Raw genomic sequence first — 19,645 nt, 5'->3', positions numbered from 1 at the left:
CTGTCATGGTTGCCGTGGGCGCCAACTGCGCTGGGTTGCGGCAGCATCCCCTCACCCCTGGGAGTACAGCTGTGCCTGGAGAGAACCTCACCCGCATCGAAGCGCAGGAGCGCCGCGACGTCATCGACACTCAGTCGTACGAAGTCTCGCTCGACCTGACGAAGGGTGCGGAGGTCTTCGGCTCCCGCAGCGTCGTCCGGTTCACCGCGACGCCGGAGAGCACCACCTTCATCGATCTGATCGCCCGCGACGTGCGCGAGATCTCGCTGAACGGCGAGCAGCTGGACCCCGACGAGGTCTTCGCCGACTCGCGCATCGCACTCGCCGGTCTGCAGGCCGAGAACGTCCTCGTGGTCGACGCGGACTGCCTCTACACGAACACCGGAGAGGGACTCCACCGGTTCGTCGATCCCGTGGACGGCGAGGTCTACCTGTACTCGCAGTTCGAGGTCCCCGACTCCCGACGCGTGTTCGCGGTGTTCGAGCAGCCCGACCTCAAGGCGACGTTCCAGTTCACGGTCACCGCACCGGCGTCGTGGAAGGTCGTCTCCAACTCCCCCACGCCCGAGCCCATCGTGCACGACGACCACTCGGTCGCCACCTGGGGCTTCGAGCCCACCCCGCGTATCTCCTCGTACATCACGGCGCTCGTCGCCGGGCCCTACGAAGCGACGTTCTCCGAGCTCACCAGCGCCTCGGGCCGGGTGATCCCGCTCGGCGTCTACGGACGCAAGAGCCTCTGGCAGCACCTCGACGCCGACTACATCTTCGACAAGACCCGCGAGGGATTCGCATACTTCGAGTCGAAGTTCGGCGTCCCCTACCCGTTCGCGAAGTACGATCAGCTCTTCGTCCCGGAGTTCAACGCCGGCGCCATGGAGAACGCGGGCGCGGTGACCTTCACCGAGACCTACGTCTTCCGCAGCAAGGTGACCGACGCCGTCAAGGAGCGTCGCGTCGTCACGATCCTGCATGAGCTCGCACACATGTGGTTCGGCGACCTCGTCACGATGAAGTGGTGGAACGACCTCTGGCTGAACGAATCGTTCGCCGAGTGGGCGTCGACGATCGCGACCGCCGAGGCCACCGAGTGGACCGAGGCATGGACCACGTTCAACGCGATGGAGAAGACCTGGGCCTACCGTCAGGATCAGCTTCCGTCCACCCACCCGATCGTGGCCGAGATCAACGATCTCGAAGACGTGCAGGTGAACTTCGACGGCATCACCTACGCGAAGGGCGGCTCGGTTCTCAAGCAGCTCGCCGCCTGGGTCGGCATCGAGGAGTTCTTCGCGGGTGTCTCGCAGTACTTCCAGAAGCACTCGTGGGGCAACACCGAGCTGAGCGATCTTCTCACCGAGCTCGAGGCCACCAGCGGTCGCGATCTGAGCACCTGGTCGAAGAAGTGGCTCGAGACCGCGGGCGTGAACACGCTCGAACCGGTGATCGCCGACGACGTCGACGGCACCATCACGCGGTTCGCCGTGACGCAGACTGCTCCCGCGGACTACCCCACCATCCGCCCTCACCGCCTCGGCATCGGCTTCTACAATCTCCAGGACGGCGCACTCGTGCGGTCGCACTATGCCGAGGTCGACGTCGACGGAGACCGCACCGAGGTCCCCGAACTGCACGGCCTCAAGCGCCCCGACCTGGTGCTGCTCAACGATGACGATCTCGCCTACGCGAAGATCCGCCTCGATGACCGTTCCCTTGCCACGGCGATCGAGCACCTCGCAGACATCCGTGATCCCCTCGCACGCTCGCTCGTGTGGGGAGCGGCGTGGGATCAGACCCGCGACGCCGAGACCGCCGCATCCGATTACATCGATCTGGTGCTGGGGAACATCGGCCACGAGACGGAGTCGACCACGGTCCGTACGACCCTTGCGCAGCTGCGCACGGCTGCGACGCTCTACGTCACGCCGGAGGACCGCCTCGCGGCCCGCCAGAAGGTCGCCGACGGTCTCTGGGCACTCGCAGAATCCGCCGAATCGGGCAGCGACAGCCAGCTCCAGTTCGTGACGGCCTTCGCGAACGCGCTCGTCACTCCCGAGCACGCCGGCATCGTGGGTCGACTGCGCTCCGGCGAGGAGACGCTTCCCGGTCTCGAGATCGACGCGGACCTCAGCTGGCAGCTCCTTGTGGGCCTCGCCACGATCGGAGCGACGGACGCAGCATCCATCGATGCCGCGCTGTCCTCGGACAACACCTCGAAGGGCGGCGAGTTCGCCGCGCAGGCCCGTGCCGCGCTGCCGGACTCCGCCTCGAAGAAGGCCGCGTGGGCCTCGCTGATCGATCGTGACGACGCTCCGAACACGATCGTGCGTTCGGCCGCACTCGGCTTCGTCCACCCGGCGGGCGCCGAATCGCTCCGCGAGTTCGTTCCGGCGTACTTCGACATGCTCGTGCCGATCTGGGAGTCCCGCAGCTACCAGATCGCGCAGTACCTCATCGTCGGCCTGTTCCCCACCGCCATCGCGGATGTCGAACTGCGCGATGCGACGCGGGCCTGGCTGTCCGCGAATCAGGACGCCGCACCGGCACTCCGTCGTCTCGTGCTCGAGAACCTCGCAGACGTCGAGCGGTCGCTCGCCGCGCAGTCTCGCGACGCAGAGGACTGACCCGTCTCTCCCGATCAGGCCTCTGTGCGGTGCATCCAGCCCGCGCAGAGGCCTGATCGCTACTCTGGAGGGGATGATGCAGCCATTCGATACGAACCCTGACCCTGCAGAGACCCCACTCCCCGACTGGTGGATGGATGCTGTCACCGTGCTCCGGGACGTGGGCCTCCAAGCTCTCGGGGTCGTCGCGATCATCGGCGGCTGCATCCTGATCGGTCTGGTCCTCCGGGTGGTCATCCGACGCGTCGTGCACCGGATCGTCGACAGTGCGAAGAGCAAGGCAGACGTCGACGACACCCAGGCCCTCGAGCGATCTCCGCTCGCCGACATGCGCCTCGTGCAGCGGACGCGAACTCTCGGGACGATCCTGCAGAACATCGTCAATGTGATGCTCGTGGTGATCGCGATCGTGCTGGTGGTCAACCATCTGTCCCCCACCCTGCTCGGTTCCCTCACCCTGCTCACTGCGGCGGTCGGCGCGGGCCTCGGCTTCGGCGCTCAGAACATCGTCAAGGACGTGCTGAACGGCATGTTCATCGTCGCGGAGGATCAGATCGGCATCGGCGACGTCGTCGATCTCGGTCTCGCGTCAGGCGTCGTCGAGTACGTGAGTGTGCGCATCACCCAGGTCCGTGATGTGAACGGCACCCTCTGGTACGTCCGCAACGGCGAGGTGCTCCGCATCGGCAACATGTCCCAGGGTTGGGCGCGCGCGATCATCGACGTCGGTGTGCCCGTCGACTCGGACTTCGACAAGGCCGAGCAGACCATGTTGGACACCGCGCTGGCGCTGGCCAAGGATCCGAAGTGGCGAACTCGCATCGTCGAGAAGCCGGAGCTGTGGGGTCTCGAGTCGATCGACGGCGACGCCCTGGTCATCCGTCTCGTCATCAAGGCTCGTGCGAACGCCAAGGACGACGTCGCGCAGGAGCTGCGCAAGCGTCTGCGGTCGGCCCTGCTCGAGAACGAGATCGCGCTCCCGAGCATGACGACGGTCGTGCCCACCGGTCTCGACGGTGCACGCCGGGTTCGAGGTGCGAATCCGCCCAAGACCCGTCCGAACGCGGTCACCGGCGTGCCTGTGATCCCGGACAGGGGAATCTGGCGACGCAAGAAGACGAACGACGACGGGAGCTCCCAGAAGTGACTTTCTACGACGAGGTCGGCGGTCGCGACACCTTCGCGAAGATCGTGTCGGTCTTCTACCGCGAGGTCGCACTCGATCCTGTCCTGAAGCCGATGTATCCCGAAGAGGATCTCGGCCCCGCCGAGGAACGCCTGCTCCTGTTCCTCGAGCAGTACTGGGGTGGCCCCACGACGTACGGCGAGACTCGTGGCCACCCCCGCCTCAGGATGCGCCACATGCCGTTCCACGTCGACCCCGACGCGCGTGACCGGTGGCTCCGGCACATGCGAACGGCCGTGGACGAGGCGCAGTTGTCGCCACTCCACGAATCGACGCTCTGGGACTACCTGGAACGAGCCGCGTATGCCATGGTGAACACATTCGAGCCGTCCGGCATCGGCGCACCCTCCGCCGGGCGTCCCACGCTCGAGACGCGATCACGTCAGGAATCAACGGAGAGCACATGACGACCACGCCCCTGTCTGCAGACGTACTGGTCATCGGATGGGGGCTTGCCGGGCTCGTCGCGGCGAGTGAGGCGTTGGATGCCGGGCGTCGCGTGATCCTCGTCGACCAGGAGCCGCGCACGAATCTCGGCGGGCAGGCGTGGTGGTCGTTCGGCGGACTCTTCTTCATCGATTCGCCCGAGCAGCGACGGATGGGGATCCGGGATTCGCTCGCGCTGGCGACTCAGGACTGGTTCGGAACGGCCTCCTTCGACCGCCCGGAGGATCACTGGCCGCGCCGGTGGGCCGAGGCCTACCTCCAGTTCGCGGCCGGTGAGAAGCGCGCGTGGCTGCGCGAACGCGGCGTCTCGTTCTTCCCCGTGGTCGGATGGGCCGAGCGAGGCGGATACGGTGCACTCGGTCCGGGCAACTCGGTTCCGCGATTCCACATCACCTGGGGCACCGGGCCCGGTGTCGTGGCTCCGTTCGCCGCAGCAGTCGAACAGGGTGAGCGCGAGGGCCGGATCACGATCGTGCCCCGCCACCGGGTGACCGAACTCGTCACCACCGACGGAGCCGTCACCGGCGTACGGGGAACGATCCTGGAGTCGAGCCCCGCGCTTCGCGGCGTCGAGTCGTCACGGTCCGCGATCGGCGACTTCGAGATCAGCGCCGGAGCGACGATCGTCTCCTCGGGCGGCATCGGCGGCAACCACGATCTCGTGCGTGCGGCATGGCCTGCGAGCCTCGGCGTGCCGCCCGAGCACATGCTGACGGGGGTGCCCGCGTACGTGGACGGATCGATGCACGCCGTCTCGGACGCGGCGGGGGCTCGCCTCGTGAACGGTGACCGGATGTGGCACTACGTCGAAGGCATCACGAACTGGGATCCGGTCTGGCCGTCCCACGGCATCCGCATCCTCCCCGGACCCTCGTCGCTGTGGCTCGATGCCACGGGGACGCGATTGCCTGTCCCCTTGTTTCCTGGCTTCGACACGCTGGGCACGCTCGCCCACCTCCGCCGCACCGGCTACGACCACTCGTGGTTCATCACCTCTCGTCAGATCGTCGAGAAGGAGTTCGCCCTCTCGGGAAGTGAGCAGAACCCCGACCTGACGGGCAAGGACGTCGGTCTGCTGGTGAAGTCCCGACTGGCGAAGGGACCGACCGGCCCGGTGCAGGCATTCCTCGACGAGGGTGAGGACTTCATCGTCGAGAACGATCTCGAGTCCCTGCTCGAGCAGATGAAGCGGCATCCCGGCGGCGAATCGCTCGACATCGACCACGTCCGACGGGAGGTCGTGGCGCGCGACCTGGAGATGGACAACGAGTTCTCGAAGGACGCCCAGATCGGCATGCTTCGCTCCATGCGCGGATATCGTGGCGACAGGCTGATCCGCACCGCCGCACCGCACCGGCTCCAGGATCCGGCAGCAGGTCCGCTCGTCGCTGTGAAACTGCACGTCCTCACGCGGAAATCACTCGGCGGAATCAATACCGATCTCGACGGCCGTGCTCTCGGAGCCGACGGCGAACCGATCCCCGGCCTGTATGCCGCGGGCGAGGCGAGCGGCTTCGGCGGCGGCGGGATGCACGGCTACCGCGCACTCGAGGGCACGTTCCTCGGCGGATGTCTCTTCTCGGGTCGTCAGGCCGGGCGCGCTGCCGCGCGGTGAGCTCGTACGCGTCTACTGTGCGGAGCCCGTACCCCTGACGGCGGTCAGGCCCGACGCAACGGGACCTCGAGAGAGAACGTGTCCGCGACGGAAGGCGAGCCGAGTCCATCGCCCCGATTGCATGACCGGAACGTTCTCCTCGCCGGAGATGAAGCCGAACGCGTCCGCCGCGAATGCCACTCCGCGCGGCAGACCGCCGAGATCGTCATCGGGCTCGCCCCAGATGGCCGCACGGAGGGCTCTGACCGCCTCCTCGCCCGCGCCCGGCGTCGCTCCACGAGCAACGGCGCTGATCCCCCACTGGGCGCGTCGGGCGATCACGGATGCCGGCAGGGTCGACGTCGCCCGCCAGTGACCGCGCGGCGGGGCGACCCCGGCCCACGCGGGTGAGAGCCCGGTCTCCGGCAGCGTCAGGGCGCGCTCGTCGTCCGTCGCTGTGAGCGCGGCGACGACGACGTCGCACTCGAGCTCGGGGTCCGCCTGGACGACTCGCATCGCCAGCACCGTCGGAGTCTGATCGAACAGCCCGTGGGGAGAGAGCGCGGCGCCCGTCAGCGCGAGAACTCCCCGCGCTGCCTGCAGCCGAACCCCTTCATCGGAGATGCGGGTCGCTCGTCCGAGGAAGGTCAGAACGTCCTTCGCGGTCTCGGCGTCTGCGAGAAGAAGCTGGTGGGGCACACCCTCTAAACTAGCAACGCCAGAAGCATCCGCAGTCGCGGGAAGGAAGTCATGACCGCCGACGCCCACGCGATCCGCACCGTCGAACAACTCCTCGACGTGCTCGATCTCGACTCGACGCAGGCACGCACCACCGAGGACATCTTCACCGGTTCGTCGCATCCGATGCCGTCCGGACGGATCTACGGTGGCCAGGTGCTCGCGCAGAGCCTGCTCGCCGCGGAGCGCACGCTTCCGGAGGATCGGGCTGTCCACTCCATGCACGGCTACTTCCTGCGGCCGGGCGACGCGAGTCAGGGAATCACGATCGCTGTGGATCGCATCCACGACGGGCGATCCTTCTCGACTCGCCGATCACAGGCCTATCAGAACGGCGTACCGATCTTCTCGATGATCGCGTCCTTCCAGGACGAGGATCCGGGACTCGAGCATGCCGTCCCCATGCCCGCCGATGTCCCCGGTCCCGACTCCTTGCTCCCCGATGAGCAGCGCGTCGACGGTCTGCCCTCCGGCGTCGTGCGGATGCTCAGTGATCGCGCGGCCGACGTGCGCCATATCGACTCGCCTCTGTTTCTGCCGAGCGCAGACGACCGCGTCCCTCAACAGGGTGTGTGGATGCGCATGAAGGCGCCGCTTCCCGATGACCAGCGCATCCACAGGGCGGCTCTCGCATACCTGAGCGACATGACGATCCAGGAATCGATCCTCCGGGCCCATGGCGTCTACTGGGGCCTGCCCGGGCTCAAGGTGGCGAGCCTGGACCACGCGATGTGGTGGCACCGTCCCGCACGTGTCGACGGGTGGTTGCTCTATCTACAGGAGTCCCCGAACGCGCGCGGCGGCCGTGGACTCGCCCAGGGACGCATCTACACGCAGTCGGGCGACCTCGTCGCCTCGGTCGCGCAGGAGATCATGGTCAGGGTGCCGGCACCGGCGTGATCCGGCCGGCGCCGACGAGTCAGCTCACCTCACCGGTGGGCGTACTCGATGGACGGCCCGACGTACGGTTCCCAGGCCTCGCGCATCTCCTGCGTGAGCCGCGTGGGTCGTCCGGTCTTCGCATCGACGAGCACGATGATGGCGGTGGAGCGCGCATAGATCGTACGAGGTTCCGCCGTCGGGTCGTTGTGCACCTCGTAGCAGACCTCGACGCTGGAGCCGCCGAGCTTGCCGAACCACATCTGCACCTCGAGCGGGCGCCGTTGATACGGCACCGGTGCGAGATACTCGATCTCCTGACGAGCGATGAGCGTCAGCGTTCCCTCGTCGATGCCTGAGTCGAGCACAGCGGTGGATGGCGCCTGCTCACCGGGACCCGCACGCCAGAACGCGCGTACGCGCGCCTCCTCGAGGAGCTTCAGCATCGAGGTGTTGTTGACGTGATTGAATGCGTCCAGATCCCCCCAGCGGAGGTGGATCGGGATGTGCAGCCGGGATCCCGGTGTCAGGTCGGACATCGGGCGGTCAGTCGCGCGTGAGCTTGCGGTGCGTCGAGCGGTGCGGCTTCGCCGCGTCTGCACCGAGGCGCTGGATCTTGTTCTCCTCGTACGCCTCGAAGTTGCCCTCGAACCAGTACCACTGGTCGGGCTTCTCGTCGGTACCCTCGTACGCGAGGATGTGCGTCGCGATGCGGTCGAGGAACCACCGGTCGTGGGTGATCACGACTGCGCAGCCGGGGAATTCGAGCAGCGCGTTCTCGAGGGAGCTCAGCGTCTCGACGTCCAGGTCGTTGGTGGGCTCGTCGAGCAGCAGCAGGTTGCCGCCCTCCTTCAGAGTGAGGGCCAGGTTCAGTCGGTTGCGCTCACCACCGGAGAGCACACCGGCCTTCTTCTGCTGGTCCGGCCCCTTGAAGCCGAACTTCGAGACGTACGCGCGCGAGGGGATCTCCGTCTTGCCCACGGTGATGAAGTCGAGCCCGTCGGAGACGACCTCCCACAGCGTCTTGTCCGGGTCGATGTTCGACCGGGACTGGTCGACGTAGCTGATCTTGACCGTCTCACCGATCTTGAGGTCGCCCCCGTCGAGCGGCTCGAGGCCGACGATCGTCTTGAACAGCGTCGTCTTACCCACACCGTTCGGGCCGATCACCCCGACGATGCCGTTCGGCGGAAGGCTGAAGCTGAGGCCGTCGATGAGCGAACGCCCGTCGAACCCCTTCTTCAGGTTCTTCGCGTCGATGACGACACTCCCGAGTCGGGGACCCGCCGGGATCGTGATCTCCTCGAAGTCCAGCTTCCTGGTCCGCTCGGCCTCGGTCGCCATCTCCTCGTACCGCGCGAGACGTGCCTTGGACTTGGTCTGACGGCCCTTCGCGCTCGACCGCACCCACTCGAGCTCCTCCTTGAGGCGCTTGGCGAGCTTGGCGTCCTTCTTGCCCTGGATCTCGAGGCGTTCGCCCTTCTTCTCCAGATAGGTCGAGTAGTTGCCCTCGTACCCGATGAGCCGACCACGGTCGACCTCGGCGATCCACTCGGCGACGTGGTCGAGGAAGTACCGGTCGTGGGTGATCGCGATCACCGCGCCCTTGTACGCCTGCAGGTGCTGTTCGAGCCAGAGCACGCTCTCGGCGTCCAGGTGGTTGGTGGGCTCGTCGAGCAGCAGAAGATCGGGCTTCTGGAGCAGGAGCTTCGCCAGCGCGACTCGGCGCTTCTCTCCGCCGGAGAGAGGCGCGATGGCGGCATCGGCCGGCGGCGTGCGGAGGGCGTCCATCGCCTGCTCGAGCTGCGAGTCGAGGTCCCAGCCATCGGCTGCATCGATCTCTTCCTGCAGTGTGCCCATCTCAGCCAAAAGCGAGTCGAAGTCCGCATCCGGGTCGGCCATCAGCATCGAGATCTCGTTGAAACGGTCGACCTTCGCCTTGATGGCGATGCCGTCCTGGATGTTCTCGATGACGGTCTTGCTCTCGTCGAGCTCGGGCTCCTGCATCAGGATCCCGACGGAGAAGCCGGGAGACAGCTTCGCCTCGCCGTTGGACGGCGTGTCCATGCCGGCCATGATCTTGAGGATCGTCGACTTGCCGGCGCCGTTCGGACCCACCATGCCGATCTTGGCACCGGGGAGGAATGCCATGGTGACGTCATCGAGGATGAGCTTGTCGCCCACCGCCTTGCGCGCACGAACCATCGAGTAGATGTACTCAGCCACCGAAAACCGCTCCTTCTGTTGGCGTCGAAGATCGACACTCCAGCCTACCGGCGATCGCAGGGCTCGCTACCGAAGCCGCCGTATCACCAGTCGATTGCCCGCGTCGCACCGACGAGACAGCGCCCTTCTGCGAGCTGGGGCATCACGACGGCGACGGGCTCGCCGGTCGACGGTCCCACCTGACCGACGAGGCACTCCGCGTCGCCCCAACGCACCGCGAACTGCAGGCTCTCGACCGGGTTTCCGACCGTCGTGACGTCTGCGGTCACCTGCATGGCGGCCTTGTCGAAGCCGGCCGCCGTCAGGGCATCGATATACGCGCGGCCGGAAACCCTCTGCTCGGATGCCCATACGCCGTCGGTCACGGCTGCGAAGAGCGGCAGGTTGTCCTCCGCACTGCCGTCCGCCACGAACACGGGACCTGCCGGAGATGCCGACGGCCCCGGCGACGCAGCGGCGTCGGTCGAACCCGGTGCCGGTGCGGGCGAGGCTGTCGGACCGCACGCCGTCAGCAGCAGCACCAGAGTCGTGCCGATGCCGACTGCGATCGCCGAACGCGGTGCGGAGGAGTCCGGTCGTCGAAGCACGAACCGAGTCTACGGGCGTCCTCCTCCGCACGCGTCCGGCTCACCACGATCGAGTGCGTCGGACGCAGTCCTCACCCGCCCTCAGGACGCACCGGAACCTGAGGGGAACGAACCCACGAGGTCGCTGCCTGATCCCGCAGGCTCGGCGTCGTTCGCGGCCCACGACGTCCGCGTCGATGTCGACGCTGGTCCCCTGCTTGCCGTTGTTCTCCCATGCGCGGATCTTCATCCTCCCGGTGACGATCACGCTGTCGCCCGCCCGCAGCGAGGCCTTGGCATGCTCTCCCAACTGGCGAAAAGCCGCGACCGAATACCAGTTCGTGACCACGTCGATCCAGGTCCGCGTCGATTCGTCGAACCGCCTGTGAGTGCTGGCGAGTCGGAAGTTCGTGACAGGGATCCCGCTGGTCGTGCGCCCCTGGGTGGGATCGGTCGCAACGTTTCCCACGATCGTCACTGTGTCGTACATGTTCGCTCCTCTGTGCCCGGAACGTGCGTCCGGCTCGCTACAGAGTGCGCTCCGGCGGTGCTTCCTGCGCACGCGGAACACCAGATCCTGAACAACCAGAATCGACGTCCGCATGTGCAGAAGAACTGCGCTTGCCGCCGCATCATGCCACCCGCGCAATGTCGGTGGTCGGTCATACGTTCGAATCAGGAAAGGAGATTCGATGTCCGCCACCCTGATCACGTCCGTCCCCGAGGTTCCCCACGCGGCGCCGCGGCTGTCGGCGAAGAAGGAGCACCTTGTGCGCGCCTCAGCCCATCTCTGGCGGGTGCAGGACGCGAAGGACCGGGTCCTCGGGCATCTGCGCCTCGTCCCAGATCCCCTCGGGGTCAGGTATCGGGCGGAACGCCTCCACCTCGCCACGTCGTCTTTCCGACTCGTCGGAGACTTCTGGAGCGCAGACGATGCGGTGGCCGCGCTGCGGAACGGATGAGCCTCCGCGCACGGGCCCGGGCGATGGTGCCCCCGGCAGGATTCGAACCTGCGACCAAGAGATTAGAAGGCTCCTGCTCTATCCCCTGAGCTACGGAGGCGCACAGAACTACCGTACCGCGCCCGACTCGGATGTCGGAGCCGTCGATAGGATGGCGACATGGTATCTGCCTCAGAGAACGACCGCCTCGTCTGGATCGACTGTGAGATGACCGGTCTCGATCTCTCCGTCGACGAGCTCGTCGAGATCGCCGTCGTCATCACTGATTTCGAACTGCGTCCGGTCGATCCCGGCTTCCAGATCGTGATCCGCCCGAGCGACGCAGCACTCGAGAACATGAACGACTTCGTGACGAAGATGCACGAGTCCTCCGGGCTGATCACAGAGATCCCGCATGGCGTCTCGCTGGCCGAGGCCGAGGAGCAGACCCTCGCCTACATCAAGCGGTTCGTCCCCCTCGAACGCAAGGCTCCGCTCGCAGGCAACACCATCGGCACCGACCGCATGTTCCTGGCGAAGTACATGAGCCAGGTGGACCAGTGGCTGCACTACCGCAACGTCGACGTCTCCAGCATCAAGGAGTTGTCGCGGCGGTGGTACCCGCGGGTGTTCTTCCAGGCGCCGGCGAAGGACGGCGGACACCGCGCCCTCGCGGACATCCTCGAGTCGATCCGCGAGCTGCGGTACTACCGTGAGGCGGTCTTCGTCGACGAGCCCGGACCGTCGAGTGACGACGCTCGCGACATCGCCATTCGCACCGTGTCAGAGTTCACCCCGAACATGTAATAGACTCGTCTGGTTGCCAATCGCGATTGGCACATGGTGGGTATAGCTCAGCTGGTAGAGCGCTGGCTTGTGGTGCCGGATGTCGCGGGTTCGAGTCCCGTTACTCACCCCACTCAGAAGAAGGTCCGAGTCGAGAGACTCGGACCTTCTTCTGTTCTCCTCGTCGGATGACGCCGCGGTCCTGAAGCCCAGGCGGCCGTGATCGAGAGCACGCTGAGCTGCCCCTAGGATTGCGGGGTGTCGCTCGCCGTGTGGTTCTCGCTTCTGACCGCCTGCGTGGTGATCAGCTTCACACCGGGCGCCGGTGCGATCAACACGATGTCGAACGCTCTGAGTCAGGGCTGGCGCCGATCGATCTGGGGCATCCTCGGGCAGCAGCTGGCTCTCATCCTCCATGTCGTGATCGTCGCCGCCGGCCTGGGGCTTCTCGTCTCGCAGTCCGAAGTCCTCTTCAACGTGATCAGGTATGCCGGCGCGGCGTACCTGGTCTTCCTCGGAATCCGACTGATCCTCACGAGGCCTCGACGTGCCGCCGATGAAGACGGGACGGTCGTCGACCTGCACGAGGGCCACTGGTCGATGATCAGACGCGGATTCTGGGTCAACCTGCTCAATCCCAAGGCGATCGTCTTCTTCCTCGCCTTCATCCCGCAGTTCATCCGACTGGACGAGCCCCAACTCCCCCAGTACCTCACTCTCATCGGCACCGTCATCATCGTCGACATCGTGGTGATGTGGGGATTCTTTGCCACAGCGGCCGGACCGTTCCGCAGGCTCACGAGATCCTCGCGGGGGCAGCGGACGCTCAACAGTGTCTTCGGCGTCCTCTTCATCGCCGTCGCGGGCCTCCTCGTCTTCCTCCACTGACACGCAGCTCCCCCAGCCGGCAATAGGCTGGAGCTGATGGAGATGGATGCAGCGGACTTCGAAGAGCTCGTGATCGACGAGCTCGATCGCCTGCCCGACGAGTTGGTCGACGGGCTGGAGAACGTGGTGTTCGTCGTCGAGGATCGTCCGGAGGATGGAAGCCTCGACCTGCTCGGACTCTATGACGGCTTGGCCCTGACGGAGCGAACGCAATACGGCTCCGGGGAGCTCCCGGATCGGATCGTCGTCTATCGCGAGTCTCATCTGGCCGCCTGCGACAGCGATGACGAGCTTCGCGACGAGATCCATACGACCCTCGTGCACGAGATCGCGCACTTCTACGGCATCGACGACGAGCAGCTCCACACGCTGGGGTGGGCATGAGTCCCCTCGCCACACCTGACATCGACGAACAGCTCGATCTCTCGGCCGCCCCGCTCGAGCCCTGGGAGGTCGTCGTGTGGAACGACCCGGTGAATCTGATGAGCTACGTCGTGCGGGTCTTCCGCACCTATTTCGGATATTCGCTCGAGCGAGCCACGATGCTGATGCGACAGGTGCACCACGACGGTCAGGCCATCGTCGCTACGGGCCCGCGCGAGACGATGGAGGTGCACGCGCAGGCGATGCACGACTACGGCCTCTGGGCGACCGTCCGAAAGGCTTCGAGGTGACCGACCTGACCGTACGGGTGCGGATGGCCCGCGTCGAGGGTGCGCAGCTGGTGCACCTGGTCGACGACTTCCGTGAACTCGTGGGAGCGAACCGCGACGTCGAGGATCCCGCGATCGGTCGCCTGATTCCAGACCCCTATCCCGAAGACGAAGACTCGTCGCGCGCGTTCCGTGACGCGACCCGAGACGATCTCTTGGATCGACGCGCTCTGGACGCGGACATCGTCCGTACCGCACTCGCCGGGATGCGCGGGGACCTCGGCGACATGCCCCGGGACGAAGCCTTCGCAGAGCACGATCTCGACATCCCCCTGTCTGATGTCGACGCGTGGATGCGCACGCTCACCGCCCTCCGACTCGTCATCGCCGAGCGTCTCGGCATCCAGACCGATGACGATCATGATCCCGACGACCCGAGGTACGGCGTCTACGACTGGCTCGGATATCGTCTTGAGCTGACTGTCGAAGCGGCGGACCGCCTTCTCTGAGCTACGGCACTTCGATGACCCTGGTCGCCAGGGAGCGGGGATCATCGCGCGCGATGTGATCGCTTTCCTGCCGCGCCCACTGCTCCCAATGAGGCCGATACGTGTCGCCATCCCGCGCCAGAGCCCGCGCCTTGCGGCCGGTTTCGGCGGACTCGATCCAGACGCGCACGTCCGCGATCGCCGCAGTGGCCGGCGTCAGTATCCCGCTCCCCTCGATGAGCACGCCCAGCGAGGGGTCTACCGCGTGAGTCTCAGCCTCGGCGCCCTTCGCCCAGTCCCAGCGTCGCCACTCCCCGAGGTACCCGCGACCATGCGGACGCAGAATACCGTTCAGTGCTCGCTCCACTCCGTCGCTGAGGCCGTCCCAACCGGGGTAGATGGAGTCGAGAGCGACGAGCTGCACCCGTCCGGCGATCGGCCAGCGCTGGACGAGCATCCGGGCGAGAGTCGTCTTACCGGCACCGCTGCGACCGTCGATGAGGACGACCGGATTGGCCGCAGACAGCATCCGGATGTCCTCGACGATCTGGGTCGCTGCGCGCTCGAGCGCGACAGCGACCGGGTCGTCACTTCTTGAGTGCACGGATGATGCGAGAGAGAGCGCGCCCGGTGACCCAGATGAACGGCACGGCGACGACGAGCAGCGTCACGATGTTGGGCTCGAATCGGAGTCCCTCCTCGCGGCGGACGTAGACGCCGACCGGAACGGAGACACCGCCGCCACCACCGCCTTCGGCGCCGTCACCGCTGCCTCCGCCGAAGCCGGAGTAGGTGAAAGCGACAGGAGTGATGCTCACTCCATCGACATCCTGCTGTTCGCCGTACGCGCTCTTCACGCCGAACGCGGCGGCCTGCTTTCCGAGTTCCAGTGCAATGTTGGGCATGGCTCCACGCTAGTCCAGGAATCGTCCGCGACAAGCGTCAATCCAGTCCATGGGCCTTGGGATGCTGGGCAGCACCGCGGCCGTCACCGCGCCCTATGTGGCGCGCTCGACTGATCGTGGCGCTCCCGAACCGTGCCACGGCGTCGTCGACCGCGCCCTCGACGCGTCGCCAGTCCTCATCGTCGTCCCACAGGCCGAACCCGCCACCGCCGGCGGGACGCAGCTTCTCTGCGCGCACCCCGACGAGCCGCACAGGATCGCGTCGCTCGATCTGATCGAAGAGCGTCTGAGCCGCTTCGCCGATGCGTTGCCCCACCGCGGTGGGTTCCGGGAGCGTCTGTGAACGGCTGATGGTGCGGAAGTCGTCGAACCTGATCTTGATGGCTACGGTCGAGGTCTCCCACTCTGCTTTCCGCAGACGCGCCGCGACGCGGTCCGCGAGGTGCAGCAGTTCAGCCCTGAGGAACGATCGGTCCATGATGTCCGTGTCGAAGGTCTCCTCGTGCCCGATGCTCTTCTCCACCCGCTCGGTCTCGACTGCACGGGGGTCCTCCCCGCGGGCGAGTTCCGAGAGCCGAGCGCTCAGAGCCGGTCCGACGGCACGGTCGAGAATCGCCTGCGACGAGGTGCGGATGTCCCGCACTGTGCGAATTCCTCGTCCCTCCAGCGCTTCGGCGGCTTTCGGGCCCACACCCCACATCGCACGCACTGGGCGCGGATCGAGGAAGTCCTGGGTTTCCGATGCGGCGATGACCAGCATCCCGTCAGGTTTCGAGATCGTCGAGGCCATCTTCGCCACATGCTTGGTCGCAGCGACGCCGACGCTGCAGGTGATCCCGACCTCTTCTCTGACTCGCTCGCGAACGAGGTGCGCGATTCGCGCAGGGCTCCCCCACAGACGTCGGACGCCCCGCACATCGAGAAACGCCTCGTCGACAGAGAGCGGCTCGACGAGCGGTGTGAACGACTCGAAGATCGCCATGACCTGTCGCGAGACGGCGTGGTATCGATGGAAATGCGGAGGGACGATGCGCGCAGAAGGACACAGGCGCAGAGCCTGAGAGACCGGCATAGCTGCGCGAACGCCGTAGCGACGAGCCTCGTACGATGCGCTCGACACCACCGAGCGACCGTCAGGCGCTCCGATGATCAACGGCAGTCCTCGCAGGCTCGGATCATCGAGCACCTCGACGGCCGCGTAGAACGCATCCATATCGACGTGCAGGATGCTCGTGCCGGTGTCGTCGGCATCCGCGGACGACACGATGCGCCCTCTGCCGTCACCGTGACCCATGACACCATTCTCCCCCGGGCCTCGGACATGAGGCCCGGGGGAACCGGTTACTGCGCAGCGCGCTCGAGGACGAGTTCGCGGACACGGGCGGCGTCCGCCTGGCCCTTCATCGCCTTCATCACAGCGCCGATAACGGCCCCGGCGGCCTGGACCTTGCCATCCTTGATCTTGGCCAGCACATCGGGCTGCGCTGCGAGTGCGTCGTCGATCGCTGCGATCAGCGCACCGTCATCCGAGACGACCGCGAGTCCGCGGCCGTCGACGACCTCCTGAGGCGTGCCCTCGCCCGCGATGACGCCCTCGAGCACCTGACGCGCGAGCTTGTCTGTGAGCGTTCCGGCGTCGACGAGTTTCTGCAGGGCCGCGACGTTCTCCGGCGAGACCAGCTCGGTGACGTCCTTCTCCTGTGAGTTGGCGAGGCGCGTGATCTCGCCCGTCCACCACTTCCGGGCCGTCGCCGGAGTCGCGCCGGCGGCGATCGTCGCTTCGACGACCTCCAGCAGCCCTCCATTGCGCACGTCCTGGAACTCCAGGTCCGTGAAGCCCCACTCGGCCATCAGACGGCGTCGACGGGCGACGGGCTGTTCCGGGAGCTCGGCACGCAGGGCTTCGATCAGCTCTGCTGCAGGCTCCACCGGCAGGAGGTCGGGCTCAGGGAAGTAGCGATAGTCGTCCGCATCCGACTTCGGACGACCGGGCGAGGTCGTCCCGGTGTCCTCGTGCCAGTGTCGCGTCTCCTGAGTGATGGTCCCGCCATCGGCGAGGATCTGCGCCTGACGCTGGATCTCGTACCGGACGGCACGCTCGACCGAGCGCATCGAGTTGACGTTCTTCGTCTCGGTGCGGGTGCCCAGCTTCTCCTGTCCGCGGGGACGCAGCGACACGTTCGCGTCGCAGCGCAGGTTGCCTCGTTCCAGACGCGCCTCGGAGATCCCGAGGCTGCGCACGATGTCACGGATCGTCGCGACGTATGCCTTGGCGACCTCGGGGGCGCGGTGCTCGGTGCCGAAGATCGTCTTCGTCACGATCTCGACGAGCGGCACACCGGCGCGGTTGTAGTCGACGAGCGAGTATTCGGCTCCCTGGATGCGTCCGGTCGCGCCACCCATGTGGGTGAGCTTGCCGGCGTCCTCCTCCATGTGGGCGCGCTCGATGGGGATCTGCACGATCGTGCCGTCCTCGAGCTCCACCTCGACGGAACCCTCGAACGCGATCGGCTCGTCGTACTGGGAGATCTGGTAGTTCTTGCCGAGATCCGGGTAGAAGTAGTTCTTCCGGGCGAAGCGGCTCGACGGTGCGATCGAGCATCCGAGGGCGAGACCGAGACTGATCGACGAACGGATCGCCGTCTCGTTCACGACCGGGAGCGATCCGGGCAGGCCCAGATCCACCGGCGCGATCAGCGTGTTGGGCTCGGCGGCGTGGTAGAGCTCGTTCGCCGGGTTCGGCGCGTCCGAGAACATCTTGGTGTGCGTGTTGAGCTCGACGTGGACCTCGAACCCGAGCACGGGCTCGTACAGTTCGAGCGCTTTGTCGAAGTCCATGAGCTTGGCGGTGGCCATCAGCGGGTCCCTTCCACGAGCTGGGGTGCACGCGTGAGAAGCGGCGCTCCCCACGAATCGACGAGCAGCGTCTCGACGGCGGCGCCCACCTTGTAGAGTCGCGCATCCTCCCGCGCCGGTGCGATGAACTGGATGCCGACGGGCAATCCGTCTTCCGACGCGAGTCCGCTGGGGACCGAGATGCCGGGAACGCCCGCGAGGTTGACGGGAATGGTCGTGATGTCGTTCAGATACATCTGCAGCGGATCGTCGATCTTCTCGCCGATCTTGAACGCGGTGGTCGGAGCCGAGGGCGTCGCGATGACGTCGACCTCCGCGAAGGCGTTCGCGAAGTCCTGCTGAATGAGCGTGCGCACCTTCTGAGCACTGCCGTAGTACGCGTCGTAGTAGCCGGCCGACAGCGCGTAGGTGCCGAGGATGATGCGTCGCTTCACCTCGTCGCCGAAACCGGCGTCACGCGTGGCGGACATGACGTCCTCGACGGTGGGGGTGCCGTGGGGCGTGACGCGCAGGCCGAAGCGCACCGAGTCGAACTTCGCGAGGTTGCTCGACGCCTCCGCAGGCAGGATCAGGTAGTAGGCCGCGACGCCGTACTCGAAGTGCGGAGCGCCGATCTCGACGATCTCCGCGCCCTGCGCCTCCATCATCGCGAGCGCGCTGCGGAACGATTCGGCGACACCGGGCTGGAACCCGCTGTCCGGCAGCTCTCGGATGACACCGACCTTGAGCCCCTTGAGCACATCACCGCGCGCGCCCTCACGGGCCGCGTCAGCGAATGAGGGCCACTCGTCACGCAAAGACGTGGAGTCCTTCGGGTCGTGTCCGCCGATCGCATCGTGCAGGAGACCCGCGTCGAGCACTGTACGCGTGACGGGTCCGACCTGGTCGAGGCTGGAGGCGAGTGCGATGGCCCCGTAGCGGCTGACGCCACCATAGGTCGGCTTGACGCCCACCGTGCCGGTGACATGAGCAGGCTGACGGATCGAGCCACCGGTGTCGGAGCCGAGTGCCAGCGGAGCCTCGAAAGCGGCGACTGCTGCCGCCGATCCGCCGCCGGAACCGCCCGGGATCCGGTCGAGGTCCCACGGGTTGCGGGTGGGACCGTAGGCGGAGTGCTCTGTCGAGGACCCCATGGCGAACTCGTCCATGTTGGTCTTGCCGAGCGGGATCAGCCCCGCCGCGCGCGAGCGGGCGACGACCGTGGCGTCGTACGGCGAGCGGTAGCCCTTGAGGATCCGCGAGCCGCTCGTCGTCGGCTGGTCGGTCGTCACGAGGACGTCCTTGATGGCGAGCGGCACGCCGGCGATCGGGCCGAGCTGCTCACCCGCCGCACGCTGGGCGTCGACAGCGGCGGCCGCCTCGAGCGCACCCTCGTTGATGTGCAGGAAGGCATGAACGTCGCCGTCGACGGCTGCGATGCGGTCGAGGTGAGCGCGAGTGGCCTCGACGCTCGAGATCTCGCGGCTGGCGAGCTTGTCGGCAAGCTCCGCCGCAGTCATGCGGATGATGTCGCTCACTGCTCTTCTCCCAGGATCGCGGTGACGCGGAATCGGCCGTCGGCCTGATCCGGCGCGTTCTGGAGCACCTGCTCGTGTGTGAGGGTCTCGCCCACCACATCGGGACGGTAGACGTTGCTCAGCGGAATCGGATGACTCGTCGCTGCGATGTCGGGGCCTGCGACCTCCGACACCTTCGCGATGTTGTCGACGATGGCATCGAGCTGGCCCGTGAGTCGGGACACCTCGTCGTCGTTGAGCTGGATGCGCGCGAGCACGCCGAGATGACGCACGAGATCAGGGGTGATTTCAGACACGGCCCCAGTCTAGTTGCCGTGCTCACCGGGTCCCTGCAGTCCGGCGAAGCCGCCC

The 19,645-nt window shown here is 66.5% G+C and carries 22 protein-coding genes and 2 tRNA genes; 12 read left to right on the top strand and 12 right to left on the bottom strand.

Translation table 11 applies throughout. The features are described 5' to 3' along the window. The first annotated feature begins 71 nt into the window (after positions 1–71). The 4 genes from pepN (at position 72) to ACIPV5_RS10510 (ending at position 5,872) form a co-directional block, all read left to right on the top strand. A complete protein-coding gene (gene pepN, locus ACIPV5_RS10525; RefSeq protein WP_400340989.1) occupies positions 72–2,624 on the top strand; it encodes an aminopeptidase N in 2,553 nt (850 codons plus the stop codon). 73 nt (positions 2,625–2,697) lie between these two features. Next, on the top strand, positions 2,698–3,771 hold the full coding sequence (locus ACIPV5_RS10520) for a mechanosensitive ion channel domain-containing protein (RefSeq protein ID WP_320488224.1): 1,074 nt from the start codon (positions 2,698–2,700) through the stop codon (positions 3,769–3,771). Further along, positions 3,726–4,217, top strand: a complete 492-nt coding sequence (locus ACIPV5_RS10515) for a globin (protein ID WP_394194394.1) — start codon at positions 3,726–3,728, stop codon at positions 4,215–4,217. Before ACIPV5_RS10520 ends, ACIPV5_RS10515 begins: the two co-directional genes overlap by 46 nt. Next, a complete protein-coding gene (locus ACIPV5_RS10510) occupies positions 4,214–5,872 on the top strand; it encodes an FAD-binding dehydrogenase (RefSeq protein ID WP_400340988.1) in 1,659 nt (552 codons plus the stop codon). Before ACIPV5_RS10515 ends, ACIPV5_RS10510 begins: the two co-directional genes overlap by 4 nt. Positions 5,873–5,884: 12 nt before the next feature. Here the strand turns inward: ACIPV5_RS10510 and ACIPV5_RS10505 are convergent, their stop codons facing one another. Then, entirely contained in the window at positions 5,885–6,550 is a 666-nt protein-coding gene (locus tag ACIPV5_RS10505) for a hypothetical protein (protein WP_400340987.1), read from the bottom strand. 51 nt (positions 6,551–6,601) lie between these two features. On the opposite strand from ACIPV5_RS10505, the gene ACIPV5_RS10500 reads away from it, so the two are divergent. Continuing rightward, positions 6,602–7,489, top strand: coding sequence for an acyl-CoA thioesterase (locus ACIPV5_RS10500; RefSeq protein WP_400340986.1), 888 nt, complete (start codon positions 6,602–6,604; stop codon positions 7,487–7,489). Between the two features lie 29 nt (positions 7,490–7,518). Here ACIPV5_RS10500 and ACIPV5_RS10495 read toward each other — a convergent pair whose 3' ends face one another. From ACIPV5_RS10495 to ACIPV5_RS10480, 4 genes are all read right to left on the bottom strand, one after another. Beyond that, entirely contained in the window at positions 7,519–8,007 is a 489-nt protein-coding gene (locus ACIPV5_RS10495; protein ID WP_056278694.1) for a thioesterase family protein, read from the bottom strand. A 7-nt stretch (positions 8,008–8,014) separates the two neighbouring features. Continuing rightward, a complete protein-coding gene (ettA, locus tag ACIPV5_RS10490) occupies positions 8,015–9,694 on the bottom strand; it encodes an energy-dependent translational throttle protein EttA (protein WP_363520815.1) in 1,680 nt (559 codons plus the stop codon). Between the two features lie 83 nt (positions 9,695–9,777). After that, positions 9,778–10,281, bottom strand: a complete 504-nt coding sequence (locus tag ACIPV5_RS10485; protein ID WP_400340985.1) for a DUF6993 domain-containing protein — start codon at positions 10,279–10,281, stop codon at positions 9,778–9,780. 40 nt (positions 10,282–10,321) lie between these two features. Then, positions 10,322–10,963 (bottom strand): single-stranded DNA-binding protein, encoded by a 642-nt coding sequence (locus ACIPV5_RS10480; protein ID WP_400340984.1) that lies wholly within the window; start codon positions 10,961–10,963, stop codon positions 10,322–10,324. On the opposite strand from ACIPV5_RS10480, the gene ACIPV5_RS10475 reads away from it, so the two are divergent. Continuing rightward, complete coding sequence (locus ACIPV5_RS10475) at positions 10,953–11,222, top strand: hypothetical protein (RefSeq protein WP_400340983.1); 270 nt, start codon at positions 10,953–10,955, stop codon at positions 11,220–11,222. The two genes, ACIPV5_RS10480 and ACIPV5_RS10475, sit on opposite strands and share 11 nt — an antisense overlap. A 24-nt stretch (positions 11,223–11,246) precedes the next feature. On the opposite strand, the gene ACIPV5_RS10470 is transcribed toward ACIPV5_RS10475, so the two are convergent. Continuing rightward, positions 11,247–11,322, bottom strand: a tRNA-Arg gene (locus tag ACIPV5_RS10470). A 59-nt stretch (positions 11,323–11,381) separates the two neighbouring features. On the opposite strand from ACIPV5_RS10470, the gene orn reads away from it, so the two are divergent. The 6 genes from orn to ACIPV5_RS10440 all read left to right on the top strand — a co-directional run bounded on the left by orn (position 11,382) and on the right by ACIPV5_RS10440 (position 14,037). Beyond that, entirely contained in the window at positions 11,382–12,008 is a 627-nt protein-coding gene (orn, locus tag ACIPV5_RS10465) for an oligoribonuclease (RefSeq protein ID WP_187249616.1), read from the top strand. Between the two features lie 36 nt (positions 12,009–12,044). Further along, positions 12,045–12,120 (top strand) — tRNA-His (locus ACIPV5_RS10460). Between the two features lie 125 nt (positions 12,121–12,245). Next, positions 12,246–12,875: a LysE family transporter gene (locus ACIPV5_RS10455; RefSeq protein ID WP_187249615.1), complete on the top strand. Its 630-nt coding sequence runs from the start codon at positions 12,246–12,248 to the stop codon at positions 12,873–12,875. 36 nt (positions 12,876–12,911) lie between these two features. Beyond that, complete coding sequence (locus ACIPV5_RS10450) at positions 12,912–13,259, top strand: metallopeptidase family protein (RefSeq protein ID WP_400340982.1); 348 nt, start codon at positions 12,912–12,914, stop codon at positions 13,257–13,259. Further along, positions 13,256–13,549, top strand: coding sequence for an ATP-dependent Clp protease adapter ClpS (clpS, locus tag ACIPV5_RS10445; protein ID WP_053096019.1), 294 nt, complete (start codon positions 13,256–13,258; stop codon positions 13,547–13,549). The genes ACIPV5_RS10450 and clpS overlap by 4 nt, the downstream gene beginning before the upstream one ends. Continuing rightward, complete coding sequence (locus ACIPV5_RS10440) at positions 13,546–14,037, top strand: DUF2017 family protein (protein WP_053096018.1); 492 nt, start codon at positions 13,546–13,548, stop codon at positions 14,035–14,037. The genes clpS and ACIPV5_RS10440 overlap by 4 nt, the downstream gene beginning before the upstream one ends. A 1-nt stretch (position 14,038) precedes the next feature. Here the strand turns inward: ACIPV5_RS10440 and ACIPV5_RS10435 are convergent, their stop codons facing one another. Genes ACIPV5_RS10435 through gatC form a run of 6 tightly spaced genes read right to left on the bottom strand, consistent with a single transcriptional unit; the run spans position 14,039 to position 19,590 of the window. Beyond that, a complete protein-coding gene (locus tag ACIPV5_RS10435) occupies positions 14,039–14,620 on the bottom strand; it encodes a hypothetical protein (protein WP_400340981.1) in 582 nt (193 codons plus the stop codon). Next, positions 14,604–14,921, bottom strand: a complete 318-nt coding sequence (locus ACIPV5_RS10430; RefSeq protein WP_053096016.1) for a hypothetical protein — start codon at positions 14,919–14,921, stop codon at positions 14,604–14,606. The genes ACIPV5_RS10435 and ACIPV5_RS10430 overlap by 17 nt, the downstream gene beginning before the upstream one ends. 37 nt (positions 14,922–14,958) lie before the next feature. Next, complete coding sequence (dinB, locus tag ACIPV5_RS10425; protein ID WP_400340980.1) at positions 14,959–16,215, bottom strand: DNA polymerase IV; 1,257 nt, start codon at positions 16,213–16,215, stop codon at positions 14,959–14,961. Between the two features lie 47 nt (positions 16,216–16,262). Further along, a complete protein-coding gene (gene gatB / locus ACIPV5_RS10420) occupies positions 16,263–17,777 on the bottom strand; it encodes an Asp-tRNA(Asn)/Glu-tRNA(Gln) amidotransferase subunit GatB (protein WP_053096014.1) in 1,515 nt (504 codons plus the stop codon). Continuing rightward, complete coding sequence (gene gatA, locus ACIPV5_RS10415; protein ID WP_400340979.1) at positions 17,777–19,294, bottom strand: Asp-tRNA(Asn)/Glu-tRNA(Gln) amidotransferase subunit GatA; 1,518 nt, start codon at positions 19,292–19,294, stop codon at positions 17,777–17,779. Before gatA ends, gatB begins: the two co-directional genes overlap by 1 nt. After that, positions 19,291–19,590, bottom strand: coding sequence for an Asp-tRNA(Asn)/Glu-tRNA(Gln) amidotransferase subunit GatC (gene gatC, locus ACIPV5_RS10410; RefSeq protein ID WP_053096012.1), 300 nt, complete (start codon positions 19,588–19,590; stop codon positions 19,291–19,293). Before gatC ends, gatA begins: the two co-directional genes overlap by 4 nt. Positions 19,591–19,645 lie beyond the last annotated feature (55 nt).

The sequence above is a fragment of the Microbacterium sp. NPDC090014 genome, assembly GCF_044748285.1.
GTDB lineage: Bacteria > Actinomycetota > Actinomycetes > Actinomycetales > Microbacteriaceae > Microbacterium.
The sequence above is the reverse complement of the archived record's forward strand: the minus strand, read 5'-3'. Positions and strand labels throughout refer to the sequence as shown.

Bases quoted from the DNA above. Each gene is read 5' to 3' on its own strand.
- clpS (WP_053096019.1), top strand. From the start codon at position 13,256: ATGAGTCCCCTCGCCACACCTGACATCGACGAACAGCTCGATCTCTCG.
- ACIPV5_RS10430 (WP_053096016.1), bottom strand. From the start codon at position 14,921: ATGCCCAACATTGCACTGGAACTCGGAAAGCAGGCCGCCGCGTTCGGC.
- gatB (WP_053096014.1), bottom strand. From the start codon at position 17,777: ATGGCCACCGCCAAGCTCATGGACTTCGACAAAGCGCTCGAACTGTAC.
- ACIPV5_RS10520 (WP_320488224.1), top strand. From the start codon at position 2,698: ATGATGCAGCCATTCGATACGAACCCTGACCCTGCAGAGACCCCACTC.
- ACIPV5_RS10450 (WP_400340982.1), top strand. From the start codon at position 12,912: ATGGAGATGGATGCAGCGGACTTCGAAGAGCTCGTGATCGACGAGCTC.
- ACIPV5_RS10510 (WP_400340988.1), top strand. From the start codon at position 4,214: ATGACGACCACGCCCCTGTCTGCAGACGTACTGGTCATCGGATGGGGG.
- orn (WP_187249616.1), top strand. From the start codon at position 11,382: ATGGTATCTGCCTCAGAGAACGACCGCCTCGTCTGGATCGACTGTGAG.
- ACIPV5_RS10475 (WP_400340983.1), top strand. From the start codon at position 10,953: ATGTCCGCCACCCTGATCACGTCCGTCCCCGAGGTTCCCCACGCGGCG.
- ACIPV5_RS10495 (WP_056278694.1), bottom strand. From the start codon at position 8,007: ATGTCCGACCTGACACCGGGATCCCGGCTGCACATCCCGATCCACCTC.
- dinB (WP_400340980.1), bottom strand. From the start codon at position 16,215: ATGGGTCACGGTGACGGCAGAGGGCGCATCGTGTCGTCCGCGGATGCC.
- ACIPV5_RS10500 (WP_400340986.1), top strand. From the start codon at position 6,602: ATGACCGCCGACGCCCACGCGATCCGCACCGTCGAACAACTCCTCGAC.